Below are 20080 nucleotides of genomic sequence, written 5' to 3'. Positions count from 1 at the left end.
AGTACTACTTATTTTCGCAGGAATAGCCACATCAGGCTGTTAACGTTTCAATATTCGGTTCAGGGATTGAAGCGAATTGCTTTAAAAGTTATTGAACCTCCCATTATATAAAGAGATCAAACGCAAAGGCGCAAAAACGCAAAGTGTTTATTCCTTCGCGTTTTTGCGCCTTTGCGTTCAAAGTTGTATTGTTACCCTCTTATTTCTCAACAAAACCTTCTACTCCATTCATCGAAGGTTGAATCTCACCAACTCATACCCACCATTTCCTGCATCCTTTTTGCTGACATAGGAATAGATACAACGATTGTGAAACCTGAAAACAGCCGGATTGATTTTCAACTCATAACTATCTGAGACAAAACTGGATGAAGCAATCCGGACGCCTTTATGATCATAAGTGTAAACATCAAATTTATTCGACCCCTCTTCGCGGGTAAAGCGGAACAGAAGAATATTATCATCCTCATCAATCATCATTTCCGAGAAGTAAGGCAGATGGTCGGGGTAACTGGCAGGCTCCCTGAATTTATAGAGCTGCGCTTTGTATTGGAAAATATATTCGTTCCAATACTCCTTGTTTTTGTCGGATTTCTGCACATCCTCCTCCAGCTTTTTAAGTTCTTTGACCGCTTTCTGGTAATACTCTTCCCTATCTTCTTTGCTGATGACTTCCGGTTTGATGTCTGCTACGAATTGTTTTATCTTCTGACCTAAAGGATTATACACCGCAATCTGCCCGTTTGAAGGATTTGCCACGATGAGATTACCGTCCGTTGAAGACGTAATCCTTACCCTGTAATACATATCGTGTGAGAAAGGCAGTAAACAGCCGATAACAGGCGGTTTATAGGAAGTTGCCACATGGTATTTGCCCTCGTTATCGATTTCACCTCTGGAGTTGGGCGTAATGACAATACTTGCTTTATCCTGGTTAGGTTGTATTTCAGAAAAGATCTCCCTCTCTACACCATTCCTAAAGTCCAGAATCCGAACAGAGGTCCGGTTCTGCTTACCGACACTAAATCCAACAATAGCTATTTTACCGCCTTTTAGCGGATAGGTATTGAGCGGCATATACTTCAGAGTAATCGTTTTCACCCATTTGCCATTCAGATCGAAGAAGTGCATACGGCCATCCACCGCTATGGTATATACATATTTTCCATCCAGTATCCCCTGCACAGTGGGCTCATAAATAAAGTCACATGGCTTCTTTCCCCCTTTTTTACCAAAGGTCTTTACGAAATTACCCTGCTTATCAAACTTGCAGATCAAATGCTTTGTGCGCAGACTCATAAAGACAGATCCATCTGGCGCAACGACCATACTGCGTACAGCTCCCCTGCTTTTAGACGGTTCGGACTGACTGGCGTCCGGAAAAAGCTGGTTCAGGTCAGCATGTTTTGCGTAAGCCGCATCGGGCACTAACTGTATCTCACCATCTTTGTACATCGAACTCCGATGTTGCGCCTGTACGGACAGCGCCAATACGATGAGAAATAAAAAAAATAGTCGTTTCATTTGAGTTTTATTTAGCCTGAAAAACTACTTCATCTGAATCAGTTCATTCAATATCCCCTTTGCCTTTTCGCAATCCTCCTGATTTGCAAACGAGAAGACATTCATTTTCAGCTCGCTCTCCTGCCCATTGACAATGGGCTGAACAGATTTTTCCTCCTTCATAGAAATCAACAGATTGTGGAAACCATCAAAGTCTGAAGATACTTCACGGATATCCTCAAGGGAATACCTGAATCGATTTCCATTGTTATCGGAACGATTTATTATCCCCTGTTTATCAATCTGCACATCAGACTGATAAAGCGACCTTTTTAGTATCTCTTTCAATTCTGACAATTTCTCGTCTTTTGTCTGACCTTGCATGATCGCGGGAAAAGAGATAAGCATCACCAGAAAAATCCATTTTACGCATTTCATAACATACTATTTTAATTGGTTGAACATTCAATCACTTTCCCATTTTCGTCGGTAACCGTCGTTATAATCATGTTTTCCTGCCAGGCGGTATTGGCGTCCACGCTGTTGCAGAGTTCATATTTCATTATCGCTTCCTGCGTCGGGTTAAATTGCTTTTCCGTTTTTTGAGGCCAGAATTGCCAGCAAACGATGATGGGGATTAAAACGGCGGCTATTTTCAGCCAAATGGATATTGAGCTGTAGTGCTTTTTAACCGGAGCTTTATTTTCGGGGAAATTAAACACGGGAATCTGCTCCGGCTTTACTGTGGTAAAGTTTATCATTTCAGAAATCCGCAGAGAGTTTCGCATCTGCTCTTCATAATGCCGTTGGCAGTCGGGGCAATGAGACAGATGCTCCTCACATACAGCCATCTGTTTCTCCTTCATTTCACCGTCAATCAGCAATTGTATCTGTTCATTTGTTAAGCATTGCATCGTATTGTCTTTTCAATAATGGTTTAAGTTTGTCAAGCGTCCTCGACAGGGTTTTCCCTACGGAAGTAAATTTCACGCCGCTGATCTCTGCAATCTCCTTGTAGGAAAGCCCTTCCGAATAGAGTATAATTATCATGCGTTCGTGTTCTTCAAGCCGGGCTAAAGCTTGTCGGATGACTGACTTTTGTTCGTCCTCTTCATACTTTTGCATCACACATTCATTATCACACAGGGCATATACTGAAGCGTCATCAATAGAATAGGTCTCCTGTCTCCTGCCTACGATATTTACGCATTGATTAGAAGCTACCTTATAAAGCCAGGTTTTCGGATAATCCATCGTTCGTTTTGCCTGCATTTCCAGAAACAGTTTCATAAAAACCTCCTGTACAACGTCTTCTATCTCCTGCCGATCAGAGATAAACTTCGATACCAGACGAAAAATCATGGTATAGTGTTGTCGGTATATATCGTCAAACTGTTTCAAACTAAGGCGGTTTACTATATTGACACGAAGCTATCCAATTTTGTGACACCGAGGTCTATTTTTTTATCGGATAAGTACTAAAACAACAATTTTCGTTAGTACAAAAGACAGTCAGAATGCAATATTCTTGTGAATATACAGATAGCTTGCTCCGTTGATGCTCTACTGTTGTTCCGCTGTTGATAAACCTATATTCCATAGTCATCCCATATATATTTCATACATATCCCATACTTATACCATACATAAAAAGGTATGGGTTATCTATTGAACAACTATAATTTGAGATTGGGAGGCTAATTGATTATTAGCATAACAATAACGGAGCAACTATGTAACAAGAGCGGAGCAAGCCTGAACCGGCTTCAAAATAAAAAAGGAACCTCAGCATCGCAAAGATTCCTTTTTTATCTATTTAGTCAAACAGACTCAACTGCCGTTCCAGCAACTGAAAGGTCTGACGGTGATAAGGAGTTGCGCCATGTTCGGCAATGGCCTTACGATGCGCTTTGGTGGGATATCCCTTATTCTTATCCCAGGCATATTGTGGAAATTCTTCGTGCAGTTGCATCATGTAGTCGTCCCGGTAGGTTTTGGCTAAAACCGAAGCTGCAGCAATGGAGAGCATTTTCCCATCTCCTTTTACGATACAGGTGTGAGAGATTTCCGGATAAGCCTTAAAGCGGTTACCATCTATCAGCAAGTGCTCCGGACGCACCCTGAGCTGCTCCACCGCCCGGTGCATGGCCAGAAACGAGGCATTCAGGATATTAATCTCATCAATCTCCTGAGGAGAAACTATCCCCACTGCCCAGGATATAGCCTCCCGTTCAATCAACGGACGAAGTTCGTAACGCATCTTCTCTGTCAGCTTTTTGGAGTCATTAAGAGCCTCACAGTGAAAACCTTCCGGCAAAATCACAGCAGCGGCAAAGACAGCTCCGGCCAGACATCCGCGTCCGGCTTCGTCACATCCGGCTTCAATCCGGCCTTTTTCTAAATAGGGCAGCAACATATCGTGTAAGGTATAAAATGAGTGAAATCGAAAGCGAAAGTACTATATTTTGAAAAAATATTCACGCTAACGACAATCACAATCGGATATAATGTATAATTTTGCAGTCCCAATCGAATAAATATACGCTATGAGTATCAAATCAGAAAGATTAAATGTCATGCGACGCCTGGTTGCCCAACATGAAATCGAAAACCAGGATATGCTGCTTGCCCTTCTGCGCGAAGAGGGCTATGAAGTAACTCAGGCAACCTTATCCCGCGACCTGAAACAACTGAAAATCAGCAAGAATCCGAACTATGCAGGAATTTATGTATATATGCTACCCAACAACATCCGGACCATTGACATGCCCCAACGGCAGACGATAAATTATGAATTCATGGCTGAAGGATTTTTATCGATCGAATTTTCGGGTCAATTGGCCGTGATGAAGACACGTCCGGGACATGCCAGCGCCATCGCTTACGAAATCGACACCAAAGCGCCGCATATTATCCTGGGGACAGTAGCCGGTGATGATACCATCCTGATTGTTCCGCGGGAAAATATCTCCCGACGACAGATCATGGAGACTTTGGGTATGTTTATCCCCAACTTGAAATAAGACATTTTATTAACCACAGACCCACGGAGATTTTTCACAGGAGCTTCCCTGCGTTAAAGATCCCTCGTGCTTCATTATGGTTTCTAACTAGAATACAGGTAAAAAAAGAAATGAGCCAAATGATTAAAGTAATGGTGGCAAGCGAGAGCCACATTCCGTACGTACAGATTATCCTGGACACAATTGAAGCGGCTGCGAAAGTACGCGGAACTGGTATCGCACGAAGAACCAACGAATATATTGAACAAAAAATGCGCGAAGGCAAAGCCATCATCGCGCTGGCCGGAGAAGAAATGGAATTTGCTGGATTCTGCTACATCGAAACGTGGGGTAACAAACAGTTTGTGGCAAACTCAGGATTGATCGTGGTGGACAAGTTCCGCGGTAAAGGCCTGGCTAAAGCCATTAAGAAAAGAGCGTTCGACCTGAGTCGTGAAAAATATCCGAATTCCAAAATATTCGGTCTGACCACTGGTGTGGCTGTAATGAAAATCAATACCGAACTGGGCTACCGTCCTGTTCCCTATTCCGAACTTACCGATGATGAATCCTTCTGGAAAGGTTGCCAGAGCTGCGTAAACTACCCGATTCTGGAGAGCAAAAACCGCCGCTTCTGTATGTGTACCGGAATGCTTTTCGATCCGAATGACCTGAAGAAAAAGGATATTCTGGACGATATTGATAAAGACATTATAATCGAATAATAATCACAACATCACTATAGTATGAAAGAAAAAGTATTATTGGCGTTTAGCGGCGGGCTTGACACTTCATTCTGCGCTAAATATCTGACTGAAGAAAAAGGGTACGAACTTTATACAGCGATTGCCAATACCGGAGGGTTCAGCGCTGAAGAGTTGAAAGCAGTAGAAGAGCGCGCTTACAAACTCGGCGCTACCAAACACTTTACGCTTGACGTTACTGAGGAGTATTACGAAAAAAGCATCAAATACATGGTGTATGGTAACGTATTACGCAACGGCACTTACCCTATCTCGGTAAGTTCGGAGCGTATCTTCCAGGCGATTGCCATTATCAACTGTGCTAAAGAAATCGGTGCGGACTATGTAGCTCACGGTTCTACCGGAGCAGGTAACGACCAGGTTCGTTTTGACCTGACTTTCGAAGTTTTGGCTCCGAATATCAAAATCCTGACTCCGACCCGCGATATGGTGTTAACCCGTGAATACGAAATCAACTACCTGAAAGATCACGGTTACGAAGCGGATTTCAAAAAGATGGAATACTCTATCAACAAAGGTCTCTGGGGAACCAGCATCGGTGGTAAAGAGACTTTGAAATCTGACCAGACTCTTCCTGAAGAAGCTTATCCTTCACAAATGACCGCTACCGGCACCGAAACACTGACTATCGAATTCGAAAAAGGTGAAATCGCAGCTGTTAACGGCGAGAAATTTGAGAACAAAGTTTCAGCAATCCAGAAAATCGAAGAGATTGCTGCAAAATACGCTATTGGCCGTGACATGCACATCGGCGATACCATCATCGGTATCAAAGGCCGTGTAGGTTTCGAAGCTGCTGCGCCGATGATTATTATCAATGCACACAAAATGCTGGAAAAACATACCCTGACCAAATGGCAGCAATACTGGAAAGACCAGTTGGGCAACTGGTACGGTATGTTCCTTCACGAATCACAATACCTGGAGCCGGTAATGCGCGACATGGAAGCATTCCTGCAAAGCTCTCAGGAAAATGTAACCGGAAAAGTAATCGTTAATCTGGCTCCATATCGTTACGTTTTGGTAGGTGTGGATAGCCCATTTGATTTAATGAAAACCGATTTCGGTGAATATGGTGAGGTAAACAAAGCCTGGACAGCAGACGACGTAAAAGGATTTACCAAAATCCTGGGCAATCAAATGAAGATATACCACAACGTTCAAAAAAGAAACGGCAAGGAATAGTCTGAATTTATCTTGTTTGAATAAGACACAAAGGTTGATTTAGTTGCAGATTACCACGAAGAAATCTATTGAGGAAATATCCTCAAATATTTGTGGAATTCTCTACATAGAAAATCACGCCACGAATTAACTTCGTTGATCTACGATTCACGAATGAAAGAATTCGATTTAATTCAATCGAATCACACCAATCTTTTTCATGTCAGAAAAAGAGAGAAGTTACCCTTTTTATTCGTGGATTCGTGGCAAAAAACAAACCTTTGGAAAAATATAATCCGATTAAGTTTGAGAGAGAAAAGACTTCAACGTGAGCGGAAGACCATCGAAAAGATGATGCATATCTTTTGCCGGTCAAAGCATAATCACGGAAAACAACTTTGCGAAAAGTGTCAGAAACAGTTAGAATACGCATTTCAGCGGATTGACCATTGCCCGTTTAAAGAGAAAAAACCGGCTTGTAAAAAATGTAATATACATTGTTACAAACCGGATATGGCAAAAATCACTCGTGAGGTCATGCGTTTCTCAGGACCACGGATGCTTTTTCACCATCCGATACTGGCAACGTGGCACATTTTTGATTTAATGCGTTTTTGAATCGTTGAAACTCATTCTCCTTAATGCAAAAATAAAATGATAAAAACCGGAATCATAGGCGGTGCGGGCTATACGGCCGGCGAACTGCTGAGACTTTTAATCAACCACCCCGAGGTGGAAATCGTATTCGTAAACAGTAGCAGTAACGCCGGGAACAAAATCACGGACGTCCACTCGGGACTGTACGGAGAAACTGATTTGGAATTTACCGACCAGATGCTCTTTGATAAAATCGACGTGCTATTCCTTTGCATGGGGCACGGCGACAGTCAGAAGTTTATGGAAACGAACGGGGCTGAACTGCCTGCATCGTTGAAAATCATTGACCTTGCAAATGACTTCCGCCTCAAAGCTGACGGCAATAAATTCATCTACGGTCTGCCTGAACTGAACCGCGAAGAGATTAAAAAAAGCCAGTACGTAGCTAATCCGGGCTGCTTTGCGACTTGTATCCAGCTGGCATTGTTGCCATTGGCTAAAAACGGTTTACTGAAAGGAGAAGTACACGTCAATGCCATTACCGGCTCTACCGGCGCTGGGGTGAAACCGGGGGCTACCAGCCACTTCAGCTGGAGAAACAACAACATCTCCATCTACAAACCGTTCAAACACCAGCATTTGCCTGAAATCAAGCAATCGTTGGCTCAGCTGCAGGCGGGTTACGATGGCGTGATTAACTTCATTCCGGTGCGTGGTGACTTTCCACGCGGAATTTTCGCATCTATCTATCTGGATTGCGAACTTGAAGTAGCTGATGTAATACGCATGTATGAAGAGTTTTATGCGGGTCAGTCTTTTACCTTTGTGGCAAACAAAACCATCGATCTGAAACAGGTGGTGAATACCAACAAAGGCATCGTTCAGGTAGAAAAATACGGCAACAAGCTGCTCGTTACTTCCATTATCGACAATCTGCTGAAAGGTGCATCGGGACAAGCGGTTCACAACATGAACCTGATGTTTGGCCTGGATGAAAAAGCAGGTCTGCACTTGAAACCGAGTGCGTTTTAAATAAGTTTCAAGGGAACTTAGACCTGACAGGTTTTGAAAACCTGTCAGGTCTAGTTTGCCGATGAAACAAGTTCAGCTAAAAATAACACAACCTAATTTATACGGAACGCCTCAAAACGTAAAACGTATAACCTAAAACCTAAAACGTAAAATGAAACTATTCGACGTATATCCGCTCTTCAATATTACCATTGAAAAAGGAAGCGGATGCCAGGTTTACGATAACGAGGGTAATGAATACCTCGACCTTTACGGCGGACATGCCGTAATTTCGGTGGGTCACACTCATCCGAAATATGTAAAAGCCATCAGCGAGCAATCTGCCAAACTGGGCTTTTACTCAAACTCTGTTCAGAATCCGCTGCAAGTGGAGCTGGCAGAGAAACTGGGCAAACTTTCAGGTTGCGAAGAGTACAGCCTTTTCCTGATTAACTCAGGAGCAGAGGCGAATGAAAACGCACTAAAACTGGCTTCTTTCCATACCGGCCGCACACGCGTGATTTCATTTGAAAAGAGCTTTCACGGAAGAACTTCGGCTGCTGTAAAAGTGACTGACAATCCCAAAATCGTTGCTCCGATTAATGACAATATTCCAGTGACTTTCCTGCCGTGGAACGACTTCGACGCCGTAGAGTCGGAACTTGAAAAAGGGGACGTTTGCGCCGTGATTATTGAAGGTATTCAGGGAATTGGTGGTATTAAAGTACCTGACTACGGCTTCCTGCAACAGCTTCGTGAGCTTTGTACCAAAACCGGCACAATCCTGATTCTGGATGAAATCCAATCCGGTTACGGTCGTAGCGGTAAATTCTTTGCTTACCAGTATGCCGGTATCAAACCGGACATCATCACCGTGGCAAAAGGGATGGGCAACGGATTTCCAATCGGAGGTGTGTTAATTAGCCCGATGTTTACCGCTGTTCACGGACAGCTGGGAACTACCTTCGGAGGGAACCACCTGGCATGTGCGGCTGCTATCTCTGTCATTGATATTATGGAAGACGAAAAACTGATTGATAATGCGTTGGAAGTGGGTGAATACCTGATGGCCAAACTGAAAAAATTCCCGCAAATCAAGGACGTTCGTGGTCTCGGTTTGATGATTGGATTGGAGTTTGAGCAACCGGTAAAGGAAATCCGCAGCAAGCTATTGTTTGAGCAGAAGGTATTTACCGGCGTTACCGGTACCAACGTAATCCGTCTGTTGCCGCCGCTTTGTCTGACCAAAGCGCAGGCAGATATCTTCCTGGAACGTTTTGCCCGTTGCATTTGATTTTCAGCAAAAAGACATCGCATAAACAGATAGTGAGTCAATCCGATTGGCTCACTATTTTTATATTTGCAAAAAGAAGAGATATAAGCTCATGAAAAAACTTCGCATTGCCCTGAAAAATTTCATGCATTCGATATACGAAAACCGCCAGAAAGGTACGATTATCATTGTCGGCATCTCAATTTCCCTGGTGAGCATTTTCCTCTATTTTTCAAGGAAACTCGTTGACGAACTCGCTCATGAAGAGCGTAATAAAGTGGAAATATGGGCCGAAGCCATGCGCATTCTTTCCAGTGATTCCAATGAAGGTGATATTCCGCTGATTCTAAAAGTGCTTCAGAGTAACCGCACTATCCCTGTCGTTCTGATTGATGAAAAGGATAATGTGATTACCTACAAAAATATCGACATTCCCACCAAAGACTCTGCTGCATTTATGAAGAAGGAGGTGCAACGGTTAAAGGCTCAGGACAACAAAATCATTATCAACCTGAGCGAAGCGAACTACCAGTACCTTTACTACGATGATTCCATTTTGCTGAAGAAACTGAATTACTACCCCTTTGTCCAGCTTCTGGTGATGACTATATTCCTGCTGGTGGTCTATTTTGCCGTGCGGAGTGCCAAGCGGGCCGAACAGAATCAACTCTGGGTGGGGCTATCCAAAGAGACCGCCCACCAACTGGGCACCCCGATTTCATCCCTCATGGCCTGGACCGAATTTTTACGCATGAAGAATGTAGATGAGAATCTGCTTCAGGATATGAGCAAAGACGTGAACCGGCTCAAAATCATAGCCGACCGTTTTTCCAAAATCGGTTCCAAACCGGAAATCATCCCGGTGGATATTGTCCCTACATTGCAGAATGCGACCAACTACATCAACAAGCGCACCTCAGCTAAGGTTAAAATTGAAACCTTCCTGCCCAATGAACCTATTCCGGTCTGCCTCTGTGTTCCTCTTTTCGAGTGGGTCGTGGAGAATCTTTGCAAAAATGCAATCGACGCGATGGATGGTGTGGGATATATTTCCATCACAATGAAAACCAATGCCGAAGGAATGGTAATCATTGACGTTTCCGATACCGGAAAAGGAATCCCGAAATCAAAGTTCAAAACTATCTTCCGCCCCGGATTTACCACAAAAGCCAGAGGATGGGGACTTGGACTCACTTTGGTGAAAAGAATTATTGAAGAATATCACGAAGGAAAAATCTACGTGAAATCCTCTGAAATCAATAAAGGGACCACTTTTCGCATCGAGTTAAAAGCTGCAAACTGAGGCATTTCCTCCAAAAAATAAAAGCGAGGGTATTGTAAATCAGTTTTTTTTCGTACTTTTGCGCAGTTTTACCAGTAGAAGCTTTGGGAAAGTTTAACGCATACAACATATCGCTCAAGGGCAACCAGGCAGATGTTCGAACATTCGAATTTCACCTGGACAACGAGTTCTTTAAGAACATCGATGGCAATGAGGTGCAGAAAGGCAAAGTCAATGTCGAGCTGACGGTGAAGAAATCGGCATACCAGCATGAATTCAAATTCGAGATTAACGGTGTGGCTTTCGTTCCCTGTGACCGATGTCTTGATGATGTGGAGATCCCCATTGAAACGGAAGAGAAGCTGTTTGTCAAATTGGGCAAAGAGTATTCCGAAGAAAGCGACAACCTGATTGTCATCCCCGAAGATGAGGGAGAAATCAATGTTGCCTGGTTTTTGTACGAATTCATCGCGCTTGCAATCCCGATGAAGCATGTACATGCTCCGGGAAAATGCAACAAAACTATGTCTTCAAAATTGAAGAAACACTCTACCAGAAGTAGTGAAGATGACGAAGATAGCGTCGAATACGAAACTGAAGAGATTGAAACCGAAGACAATACAATAGAAACCGACCCGCGATGGGACGAACTCAAGAAATTTACGGATAATAATTAAAACGTTTTATTAAAATGGCACATCCTAAGAGAAAACAATCGAAAACAAGAACAGCGAAAAGAAGAACGCACGACAAAGCTATCGCTCCTACAATGGCAGTATGTCCTAACTGTGGCGCATGGCACCTATACCACACAGTATGTGGTGAATGTGGATACTACAGAGGAAAATTAGCTATCGAAAAAGAAGCTGCTGTATAATCACAAAAAAGATTTGAGCTTAATCAAATTATAGCCCTAAAAGAGACTATTTTTTAGGGCATTTTTTTTAATGCTATTTCCTCTGATACAATGAAAGAACTTAATGCTGTAATCACAGGTGTCGGCTCATACGTACCTGATTACATTCTTGATAACGAAGAACTTGCCAAAATGGTAGATACCACTGATGAGTGGATCATGACCCGCATCGGTATCAAAGAGCGCAGAATCCTCAAAGAAGAAGGTGCCGGCTCATCTTACATGGGTGCCCGCGCAGTAAAACAACTGCTCGAAAAAACCGCTACCAAACCCGAAGAAGTAGAACTTATCATTTGTGCAACTTCTACCCCTGACCATATTTTCCCTTCAACAGCATCGATTATCGGTGAGCAAAACGGCATCAAAAACGCATTTGCATACGACTTATCAGCAGCTTGTTCTGGCTTCCTGTTTGCACTGGAGACTGCAACGGCATTTATTAAGTCCGGAAAATATAAAAAAATCATTGTGGTGGCGGCTGAAAAAATGTCATCCATTACTAACTATACCGACCGTACTACCTGTCCGCTTTTCGGAGATGCTTCTGCGGCTGTATTGTTAGAACCGACTGAAGAGAAAATCGGTGTAATGGATGCAATCCTCAAAACTGACGGTATCGGATATTCTAACCTGCAAATGAAAGCGGGTGGATCGGTTCGTCCTGCTGACCACGAAACCGTTGACCAGCACATGCACACTGTTTACCAGGAAGGTCAGGTCGTATTCAAACATGCCGTATCGAATATGTCAGATGTTTCTGCCGAAATCATGGAGAAAAACAACCTGACTCACGAAGATATCGCATGGTTCGTACCTCACCAGGCTAACCTCCGTATCATCGATGCGGCTGCCAACCGCATGGGATTGTCAAAAGACAAGGTAATGATAAACATCCAGAAATATGGAAATACCAGCGCTGCGACTCTTCCTCTCTGCTTGTCAGAATGGGAACCACAACTGAAAAAAGGTGACAACATCATCCTCTCAGCATTCGGAGCCGGATTTACCTGGGGTGCAGTCTACCTCAAATGGGGATACGACGGTAAATAAGATTAAATACCAATCCATATACTCAAAAACGCATCTTTATAAAGGTGCGTTTTTTTGCTTTTGATACGTATCTTTGTATCCCAAATCGAACACTTAACATCCTGTAATCAACAACTTATGCACAAAGCAGGTTTTGTAAATATCGTAGGAAACCCCAATGTGGGCAAGTCCACACTGATGAACGCCCTTGTCGGCGAACGCATCTCTATTATCACCTCAAAGGCGCAAACAACGCGTCACCGCATCATGGGTATTGTCAATACCGAAGAGATGCAAATCGTTTATTCCGATACCCCGGGAGTATTAGAACCCAACTACAAGCTTCAGGAATCGATGCTGAACTTTTCCACTTCGGCACTGGTGGACGCTGACGTATTGCTTTACGTCACCGACACGGTGGAGAAAGTGACTAAAAACGAATCGTTCCTGAAAAAGGTAAATGGAGTGGAAGTTCCTGTACTTTTGCTCATCAACAAAATCGACCTAACTACCCAGGAAAAACTGGAGCAGCAGGTAGAGCAACTGAGATCCCTATTCCCGAAAGCGGAAATCATACCAATCTCTGCCAAAGAGAAATTCAATACGGCATACCTATTGAAACGTATTCAGGAGTTGCTGCCTGAGTCTCCTCCCTTCTTCGATAAAGATGCGATGACCGACAAGCCGGCCCGTTTCTTCGTTACCGAGATTATCCGTGAGAAGATTCTTCTTTACTACAAAGAGGAAATTCCTTACGCGGTAGAAGTCGTAGTTGAGCAATTCAAGGAAGATGACAAATTGATCCGCATTGGTGCTGTCATTAACGTGGAACGCGACAGCCAGAAAGGGATTATCATCGGTAAAGGTGGGAAATCACTTAAAGGTGTGGGAATGGAAGCCCGTAAGGATATCGAAGCCTTCTTTGGCAAGAAAGTATTCCTCGAGCTCTATGTTAAAGTCGAGAAAGACTGGAGAAACAAGGATCGCGCACTGCGCAACTTTGGTTATGACCTGAAATAATTATCCCCGAAATATCCTTCAAAACCGTAAAGCCAGCCGCTTTGCGGTTTTTTTATTCTACAAATTCAACACAAATCAGTCTTTCTATACTTCCGGGGCAACAAACATTCAACTCCTATTGTTACATTAGCGATAAAATGAACAGATACTACATCAATAGGATATTTCTATGCTAGGATTTTTCAAAGACTTAAAACGCAAAGACCATAAGCCCATCAGCTTTGAGGTCTTCAAATACATCGGGCCGGGATTGCTGGTAACCGTCGGATTTATCGATCCGGGTAACTGGGCATCGAATCTGGCCGCCGGAGCGGAATACGGATATACTTTACTCTGGATGGTGACATTGTCCACCATCATGCTCATCGTGCTCCAGCACAACGTGGCGCACTTAGGGATAGCGACCGGTCTCTGCCTGAGTGAAGCGGCCAATAAATATCTGCCCCGGGTGGTCTCCCGCCCGATAATCGGTTCCGCTATTCTTGCCTCCATATCCACCTCTCTCGCGGAAATACTTGGGGGAGCCATCGCATTGAAGATGCTGTTTCATATTCCCATAAAAATCGGAGCGGTAATCGTTGTGGTTACCATTCTGGCTATTGTATTATCAAATAGCTACCGGAAACTGGAACGCTGGATTGTCGGATTCGTTTCTCTCATCGGCTTGTCTTTTATTTATGAGCTTGCCATTGCAGATATCAGTTGGCACGAAGCGGCCATTGGATGGGTAAAACCGGAAATTCCAGATGGAGCCATGGTGATTGTGATGAGCGTATTGGGCGCTGTGGTCATGCCGCACAACCTTTTCCTGCACTCCGAAATTATCCAGAGCCGCCATTGGAATCTGGAAGATGACGCTGTCATTCGCAAACAACTGAAGTATGAATTTTACGACACCTTGCTTTCGATGATTGTGGGATGGGCGATCAATAGCTCGATGATTATCATGGCAGCGGCGGTATTTTTCAAGAATCATGTGCATGCCTCTGAACTTCAGCAGGCCCGGGATATGCTTGTCCCGTTGTTGGGGAATGCGGCGGCGGTGATTTTTGCCCTGGCCTTGCTTTTATCGGGGATATCATCCACGATTACTTCAGCCATGGCGGGCGGCTCTATCTTTGCCGGATTGTACGGGGAACCTATTGACCTGAAAGATAACCACAGCCGGATGGGGGTTTATATTTCATTGTTTACGGCATTGCTTATTATATTCTTCATCGGTGATCCGTTTAAAGGTCTGATATACTCGCAAATGGCGCTCAGTATCCAACTTCCGTTTACCATTTTCCTGCAAATCTACCTGACCTCGTCGAAGAAGGTGATGGGACAATACGCCAACGGCACATATCTGAAGTTTGTACTCCTGACCATCGCAGCCATCGTTACCTATTTGAACATTAGATTGTTAATTACGCTGTTTAATTGACCGAAACAGCATGCTCTTTTATGATGGATTAAGTCCGTAAGCTTTTGATTTAGTTTTATTTATCCAAAGTAAAGTCGTATCTTTGCGGGCTGAAAAATCCCGTCTGAGGATTTTTTAGCCTGCATTTTGATTCATTCATAAGGAAATTATTTGCTACATGGGAAATATAGCTGCAATTGTTGGACGCCCCAACGTGGGAAAATCGACGCTGTTTAACCGCCTGACAGAGAGTCGCCAGGCCATCGTAAATGAACAAGCCGGAACTACCCGCGACCGCCAATACGGTAAGGTTGAATGGGGTGGTCAGGAATTTTCAATCATTGACACCGGCGGTTGGGTGGTTAACTCGGATGACGTATTCGAAGAGGAGATCAACAAACAGGTGGGCATCGCTATGGAAGAGGCCGACGTGATTCTTTTCGTAGTTGATGTAATCAGCGGTATTACCGATCTCGATGAGCATGTGGCTAAGATCCTTCGCCGTACTGATAAACCGGTGATTCTGGTTGCCAATAAAGTGGATATCCACGAATTGCAATACCAGGCTGCCGAGTTCTACGGACTTGGGCTGGGTGATCCGATTATTCTTTCGGCTATCAACGGATTGGGAACCGGAGACTTTCTGGATTTGGTGATTTCGAAATTCACCAAGAAACCGGAAGAAGAGCCGATGGAGGTATTGCCCCGTTTTGCAATCGTAGGCCGTCCGAACGCAGGTAAATCTTCTATCGTGAATGCTTTCATGGATGAAGACCGCAACATCGTAACCGACATTGCCGGTACTACCCGCGACTCTATTTATACCCGTTATTCTAAATACGGATTCGACTTCTATCTCGTGGATACAGCAGGTATCCGCAAAAAAGGTAAAGTAACTGAGGACCTCGAATATTACTCGGTAATCCGCTCTATCCGCGCCATCGAAAACTCAGACGTATGTGTCCTGATGATCGACGCAACCCGCGGTATCGAAGGACAGGATATGAACATCTTCTCCCTGATTCAGAAAAACAAAAAGGGTCTGGTGGTTTGTATCAACAAATGGGACCTGGTAGAAGACAAATCACAGCAGGCGATCAAGACTTTCGAGAACGCGATCCGCGAACGTCTGGCTCCGTTTGTTGACTTCCCGATCATCTTTACCTCTGCAACAACCAAACAACGTATCTTCAAGGTACTGGAAACAGCCGTAGAAGTTTATCAGACCCGTCACAATAAAGTGAAGACCAGCGAGCTGAATGAGGTGTTGCTCCCGATCATCGAGAACTACCCACCACCGGCTCACAAAGGCAAATATGTGAAGATTAAATACGTAACGCAGTTGCCAAACACTTATGTGCCAAGTTTCGTATTCTTTGCCAACCTGCCGCAATGGGTGAAAGAGCCGTACCGCCGTTTCCTCGAAAACAAGATTCGCCAGTACTGGAACTTTACCGGAACTCCGATTAATATCTTTATCCGCGAAAAGTAAACGATATTTACTATATAAAAAGCGACCAATTGCCGAGAGGGCAGTTGGTCGTTTTTCATATATATCCGGATGTGATAATTGGCGATATCTGTATATTTTTGAGGTAAATCCCGCTTCTATGAAGCTACTCCTCTCAAAACTGCATGTAGCATACTCTTGAGAACGGCTTCAGTACTTCCACCCGCCTGTATCTTGACATTAATTAACCACCAAACAAATATATTGCTACAAATTTATTACATACCTTTGCGAAGCAATTGGATACACAAACAAAAAACACGATAACCTAAACCCTGCCTTTTAATAGGCAGACATACTATTGGGCGGTATTTTATTATTTTCAAAATAGAGATGAGAGGTATTTTATTATTTGCGCTTTACATGACAGCGTTACAAGCCTATCCCGGCAAACCGGTTGTTAACAGAATTCTTGAAAAGAAAAGAGGGAAACAAAGTTTATTCTCAAAAATGGAGTATAAAATCGTCTATTACACCGAAGACGGGAAGCACATTGCGTCTATCCCCAAAGAGCAATATCAAAAGGCGAAAGTTGGAGACACTATTGTCTGTACTTTGGCCTACCGACCAAGATAAATGGGTATTTATCCCGTTCACCTTTAACATACTAGCCCCGGGGCGTACTGCCCGCAATTTTTCGCGGCTGGTGTTAGTAGCTAAAAAAGCGGCTTCAGGTAGAAACCCGAAGCCGTTTTCGTATTCAATAATTTGCAAATCACAAATGCTATAACCTGACGCCACTTAAGCGCACCGCTCTCCAACCTCTCCTTCCGTAAGTTACTTCGAGACAGGTGTTCGCAGATGAGCGACAACCATTCCCCGCTAAATATTGCTCATTTTCTACCAAATATTCCACAAGTTCATGGGTTGTCGATATTATTTTTGCATCATAGAAATATTGAATCCCTTTATAACCTATGAGAAAATCATCAAAACTATTTTGTACAATTGTTGCCGCACTATTCGTCGTGGGTGCATTTGCCCAAACTCAGAAAGTAGATAAATATCAGCCCTGGTCTGTCCGTATGACAAAGTCGGATATTATCCGCAATCCCAAAGCCTGGATGCTCGACTTCACTAAAGAGTTGAAGTGGAACTATTGCCAGGGATTGGGTTGTCAGGCATTCCTCGATGTGTATGACCGATACGGAGATAAAAGCCTTTACAACTACGTAAAAGCCTATACCGACACCATCATTGATAAAGACGGAAAAATCCTGACATACAATAAAAACAACTATTCACTCGATATGGTCAATCCGGGTAAAATCCTCTTCCGGATGTATGCCCGCACCGGCGATAAACGCCTGAAGAATGCGCTAGACTCGTTGTACGCTCAGTTGAAAACTCATCCGCGCACCCCACAAGGCGGATTCTGGCACAAGAAAGTTTATCCAAACCAAATGTGGCTGGACGGGCTTTACATGGGCGCACCTTTCTATGCTGAATACAACAAGACCTTTAATCATCCCAAAGCACAGGCTGATGTGGTGAAACAGTTCCTGCTCGTTGCCAAACATACTTATGATCCTAAAACCGGACTCTTCCGCCACGCGTGGGATGCCAGCAAGGCAATGCCCTGGGCTGACAAGACAACCGGACAGGCGCCTCACGTATGGGGACGTGCGATGGGATGGTATATGATGGCCATCGTGGATGCACTTGACTTCCTTCCGAAGAACCAACCAGGCAGAGACTCTATGATTGTCATCCTGCAAAACGGTGCAAAATCATTACTGAAATATCAGGATAAAACCACCGGAGCCTGGTACCAGGTGCTTGATATGCCCGACCGCGCAGGCAATTACCAGGAAGCGACCTGCACCTCAATGTTTGCCTATGCCATGTTGAAAGGCGTGCGCAAAGGATATCTTCCCGTTCAATACCGCGCTGTGGCACTCAAAGCCTACAACGGACTGATCAAGAACTTCATCAAGGTAGATGATAACGGGATTGTTTCACTGACCCGTTGCTGCGGTGTAGCCGGATTAGGTGGAAATCCTTACCGTGACGGTTCGTTTGATTACTACGTACACGAATTGATTCGCGATAATGACCCGAAAGGTGTGGGCCCCTTCATCATGGCCAGCCTTGAGGTGGAAAGCCTCAACAAAAACAAGAAATAATCTCACTATTCATACCCAGGATTATCTGAATAACTTCAGCTTTTCCAAAGTTCTAAACTTTGGAAAAGCTTTCTTCCTCTCTTCTCTTCACCTTTCTTCTACTAACGATAAACACATCTGAAATGAAACTACAATCCATTAAAACTGCAGTATTGGGTATTTCGCTCCTGTTGGGAGGAAATGCGATTGCGCAGAAAAAGGTTACGGCTTTTCCCGGAGCGGAAGGCTTTGGTAAATATACCACAGGCGGACGTGGCGGCAAGGCAGTCTATGTCACCAATCTGGACGACGATGGCCCGGGCTCACTTCGCCAGGCGCTAAAAACAAAAGGTCCGCACACGGTTCTATTCAAGGTATCGGGTACCATTTACCTGAAAACAAAACTCAATATCAGCAGCGGAGATGTGACCATCGCCGGACAATCGGCTCCGGGTGACGGTATCTGTATCGCTGGCGCACCTACTTCCATCAGTGCTGACAATGTCATTGTCCGTTACCTGCGCTTCCGTATGGGTGATTTGAATGCCATAGAGGATGATGCTTTCGGAGGCCGTTTTCACAAAAATATCATCATCGACCATTGCTCGATGAGCTGGAGTACAGATGAATGCGGCTCATTTTATGGTAATGAAAACTTTACACTACAATGGAGCATCCTCTCCGAAAGCCTGAAGATGAGTGTCCATCACAAAGGCGCGCACGGTTATGGCGGTATCTGGGGTGGAAAGAATGCAACTTTTCACCACAATCTGCTGGCACACCACGATAGCCGCAATCCGCGACTCGATCACCCGGGCATTACGCAAATCACCGGCATTACAGACCTGCGCAACAATGTCATCTACAACTGGGGAGGAAACAGTACTTATGGTGGTGAGACTCACGTAGCCAATGTAGTCAACAACTACTACAAACCCGGACCCGCTACTCCGGATAGCCGTAAGAAGTACTTCTTCAATCCTTCGAATGAGACCGGTGGTAAGGCAACTGGCTTTGGAAAATTCTATGTTTCGGGAAATATTCTGGAAGGGAATAACGCCATCAATCAGGATAACCACAAAGGCATAAAACCTCAATCACCCGTCAGCCTTGACTCTATCCTGTTTACCAAACCGCTGGATAATGCCGGTATAAAAACCGAAACGGCTCAGCAAGCCTTCGAATCGGTTCTGAAGAGTGCGGGGGCGAATCTGCACCGGGATCCGGTAGATGCCCGTGTCGTGGATGAAGTGCGTACAGGCAAGGCTCCTTTCGGAACTAACGGACATATCAATTCACAAAAAGATGTGGGCGGATGGCCGGAACTGAAAAGCACGGCAGCTCCTATTGACAGTGACAACGACGGCATGCCAGACAGTTGGGAAATCAAAAATAAGCTCAATCCGAAAGATCCGTCAGATGGAGCAAAATCAAGTCTTGACAAACAATATACAAACCTTGAGGTTTACCTCAATTCTCTGGTTAAATAACATTCCCAA

At 44.2% G+C, this 20080-nt stretch carries 21 protein-coding genes; 16 read left to right on the top strand and 5 right to left on the bottom strand.

The window, feature by feature from the left end:
* Positions 1–228: 228 nt before the first annotated feature.
* The 5 genes from MLE17_RS11550 to MLE17_RS11530 form a co-directional block, all read right to left on the bottom strand.
* Complete coding sequence (locus MLE17_RS11550) at positions 229–1524, bottom strand: hypothetical protein (RefSeq protein ID WP_243348957.1); 1296 nt, start codon at positions 1522–1524, stop codon at positions 229–231.
* A 24-nt stretch (positions 1525–1548) separates the two neighbouring features.
* Positions 1549–1941 (bottom strand): hypothetical protein, encoded by a 393-nt coding sequence (locus MLE17_RS11545; RefSeq protein ID WP_243348956.1) that lies wholly within the window; start codon positions 1939–1941, stop codon positions 1549–1551.
* A gap of 11 nt (positions 1942–1952) precedes the next feature.
* Positions 1953–2417 (bottom strand): zf-HC2 domain-containing protein, encoded by a 465-nt coding sequence (locus tag MLE17_RS11540; RefSeq protein ID WP_243348955.1) that lies wholly within the window; start codon positions 2415–2417, stop codon positions 1953–1955.
* Positions 2398–2904 carry an RNA polymerase sigma factor gene (locus MLE17_RS11535; RefSeq protein ID WP_243348954.1) on the bottom strand — a complete coding sequence of 169 codons (507 nt, stop codon included), beginning with the start codon at positions 2902–2904 and terminating at the stop codon, positions 2398–2400. Before MLE17_RS11535 ends, MLE17_RS11540 begins: the two co-directional genes overlap by 20 nt.
* Before the next feature lie 415 nt (positions 2905–3319).
* A complete protein-coding gene (locus MLE17_RS11530) occupies positions 3320–3919 on the bottom strand; it encodes a ribonuclease HII (protein WP_243348953.1) in 600 nt (199 codons plus the stop codon).
* Between the two features lie 130 nt (positions 3920–4049).
* Here MLE17_RS11530 and MLE17_RS11525 point away from each other — a divergent pair, with 130 nt between their 5' ends.
* The 16 genes from MLE17_RS11525 to MLE17_RS11450 all read left to right on the top strand — a co-directional run bounded on the left by MLE17_RS11525 (position 4050) and on the right by MLE17_RS11450 (position 20071).
* A complete protein-coding gene (locus MLE17_RS11525; RefSeq protein ID WP_243348952.1) occupies positions 4050–4526 on the top strand; it encodes an arginine repressor in 477 nt (158 codons plus the stop codon).
* 110 nt (positions 4527–4636) lie between these two features.
* Positions 4637–5230 carry a GNAT family N-acetyltransferase gene (locus MLE17_RS11520; RefSeq protein ID WP_243348951.1) on the top strand — a complete coding sequence of 198 codons (594 nt, stop codon included), beginning with the start codon at positions 4637–4639 and terminating at the stop codon, positions 5228–5230.
* Between the two features lie 21 nt (positions 5231–5251).
* On the top strand, positions 5252–6454 hold the full coding sequence (gene argG / locus MLE17_RS11515; RefSeq protein WP_243348950.1) for an argininosuccinate synthase: 1203 nt from the start codon (positions 5252–5254) through the stop codon (positions 6452–6454).
* A 153-nt stretch (positions 6455–6607) separates the two neighbouring features.
* Positions 6608–7051 carry a nitrous oxide-stimulated promoter family protein gene (locus MLE17_RS18870; RefSeq protein WP_262920314.1) on the top strand — a complete coding sequence of 148 codons (444 nt, stop codon included), beginning with the start codon at positions 6608–6610 and terminating at the stop codon, positions 7049–7051.
* 36 nt (positions 7052–7087) lie between these two features.
* The gene (gene argC / locus MLE17_RS11505) at positions 7088–8062 is read left to right on the top strand and encodes an N-acetyl-gamma-glutamyl-phosphate reductase (RefSeq protein WP_243348949.1); all 975 of its coding nucleotides are present in this window, start codon (positions 7088–7090) and stop codon (positions 8060–8062) included.
* A 151-nt stretch (positions 8063–8213) separates the two neighbouring features.
* Entirely contained in the window at positions 8214–9335 is a 1122-nt protein-coding gene (locus tag MLE17_RS11500) for an aspartate aminotransferase family protein (RefSeq protein ID WP_243348948.1), read from the top strand.
* A 124-nt stretch (positions 9336–9459) separates the two neighbouring features.
* A complete protein-coding gene (locus MLE17_RS11495) occupies positions 9460–10617 on the top strand; it encodes a sensor histidine kinase (RefSeq protein WP_243349003.1) in 1158 nt (385 codons plus the stop codon).
* Positions 10618–10700: 83 nt separating this feature from the next.
* Positions 10701–11273: a YceD family protein gene (locus MLE17_RS11490; RefSeq protein ID WP_243348947.1), complete on the top strand. Its 573-nt coding sequence runs from the start codon at positions 10701–10703 to the stop codon at positions 11271–11273.
* Between the two features lie 14 nt (positions 11274–11287).
* Entirely contained in the window at positions 11288–11473 is a 186-nt protein-coding gene (gene rpmF, locus MLE17_RS11485; RefSeq protein WP_243348946.1) for a 50S ribosomal protein L32, read from the top strand.
* Between the two features lie 90 nt (positions 11474–11563).
* Positions 11564–12562: a beta-ketoacyl-ACP synthase III gene (locus tag MLE17_RS11480; protein ID WP_243348945.1), complete on the top strand. Its 999-nt coding sequence runs from the start codon at positions 11564–11566 to the stop codon at positions 12560–12562.
* Between the two features lie 117 nt (positions 12563–12679).
* Complete coding sequence (era, locus tag MLE17_RS11475; RefSeq protein ID WP_243348944.1) at positions 12680–13561, top strand: GTPase Era; 882 nt, start codon at positions 12680–12682, stop codon at positions 13559–13561.
* Positions 13562–13730: 169 nt separating this feature from the next.
* Positions 13731–14987 (top strand): Nramp family divalent metal transporter, encoded by a 1257-nt coding sequence (locus MLE17_RS11470; RefSeq protein ID WP_243348943.1) that lies wholly within the window; start codon positions 13731–13733, stop codon positions 14985–14987.
* 157 nt (positions 14988–15144) lie between these two features.
* Entirely contained in the window at positions 15145–16458 is a 1314-nt protein-coding gene (gene der, locus MLE17_RS11465; protein ID WP_243348942.1) for a ribosome biogenesis GTPase Der, read from the top strand.
* Between the two features lie 381 nt (positions 16459–16839).
* The gene (locus MLE17_RS11460) at positions 16840–17052 is read left to right on the top strand and encodes a hypothetical protein (RefSeq protein ID WP_243348941.1); all 213 of its coding nucleotides are present in this window, start codon (positions 16840–16842) and stop codon (positions 17050–17052) included.
* A 341-nt stretch (positions 17053–17393) separates the two neighbouring features.
* Positions 17394–18602: a glycoside hydrolase family 105 protein gene (locus tag MLE17_RS11455; RefSeq protein WP_243348940.1), complete on the top strand. Its 1209-nt coding sequence runs from the start codon at positions 17394–17396 to the stop codon at positions 18600–18602.
* Between the two features lie 122 nt (positions 18603–18724).
* The gene (locus tag MLE17_RS11450; protein WP_243348939.1) at positions 18725–20071 is read left to right on the top strand and encodes a polysaccharide lyase family 1 protein; all 1347 of its coding nucleotides are present in this window, start codon (positions 18725–18727) and stop codon (positions 20069–20071) included.
* Positions 20072–20080 lie beyond the last annotated feature (9 nt).

The sequence above is a fragment of the Parabacteroides sp. FAFU027 genome (assembly GCF_022808675.1).
Lineage (GTDB): Bacteria > Bacteroidota > Bacteroidia > Bacteroidales > UBA7332 > CAXXIC01.
Note: the sequence above shows the minus strand (reverse complement) of the source record. Positions and strands in the feature narration are given on the sequence as shown.